1 pseudogene is annotated in these 1,033 nt (G+C 39.6%); it reads right to left on the bottom strand.

The features are described 5' to 3' along the window. Positions 1-550 (bottom strand): annotated as a pseudogene (locus tag FTV43_RS15835) (glycerophosphodiester phosphodiesterase); the annotation flags it as partial. Positions 551-1,033: the final 483 nt, after the last annotated feature.

Here is a 1,033-nt window from a genome sequence, read left to right as displayed (position 1 = left end):
AAGCAGATTTATGCAGCACATTCCACGCATTGGTAGGCTGGCGCAGCGCAAGTTCTAGACCGCTGGCGCCAGCTGCATCGGCGCGAATTGCAAATTGATAATAAGGCGTGAAGGCAGGTTCAGCATAGCTGTCAGCAGCGCGGTAAATAATACTGCCCCAGCGGCCGCCATTATTTCTTTCTAAATAAGTAAATTCGATATCTATGCGATAGTTTCTGAGTTTTTGATATTCAGGTGACAGCATTAACGTGGTCATTTGTGTGTCATTGGCGCGCCCATCAATGAATAAGCTGCCGTCTTTGACTTCAACCGTGCCTGCATTTGAGCGCAGTGTTGTCCATGCCGCTGGCAGCGCTGTGAGTTGATCGAAGTTTTCGTCTAAATAGACTTTAGGTACAGGAACTTCTTCTTCTGGTGTTTCTGGCTCTGGGGCTGGTGTTGTCGGTGTTTCAGGCAGGGCGGATGATTCATCTTTATCATCATTGTCGTTGCAGGCAGTTAAATTGAATGCCAATAATATTGCTAAGCTCAATGAAGTCAATTTAGTCATTATGTAGTCTCAGGTTTGATTTTTTAAAAAGCGATTCAAACTTAAGAGTTGAAAATGACACTTTGGTTGATTTGTCATATATCTAATCTTTGCTTACATATTAATGATTTATGAATTCATAAAATTTTAATAAAAATAGATTAAATAAATATGATCAATATTTAATCAAAAAAGTACATTGTTATGATTTATCAACTCATCCACTGCTCAAATTATCCCCAATTTCTGCGGACAACCCTTGGGATAAATCTCAGCCAATTTTGTACGCTTTGACTTACATTCATTCAGGCTCTTTGCGTCTATGCCATTCTTCATCAATTTTCTATTATGGGGACATAGAGAGCAGGATGCTCCAGATAAGAATAATAAGATCAGATACAGGGAATGCGAGGTACGACAGGAGTTATACCAACGCATCAAATATGTAAAAAAGCCTAACAGGATGTTGGGCTTTTTTATTGACTAAATTAACCGTTGAATTGC

Origin of the sequence: Acinetobacter sp. YH16053, assembly GCF_013417035.1 — a bacterium.
GTDB lineage: Bacteria > Pseudomonadota > Gammaproteobacteria > Pseudomonadales > Moraxellaceae > Acinetobacter > Acinetobacter towneri.
Note: the sequence above shows the minus strand (reverse complement) of the source record. Positions and strands in the feature narration are given on the sequence as shown.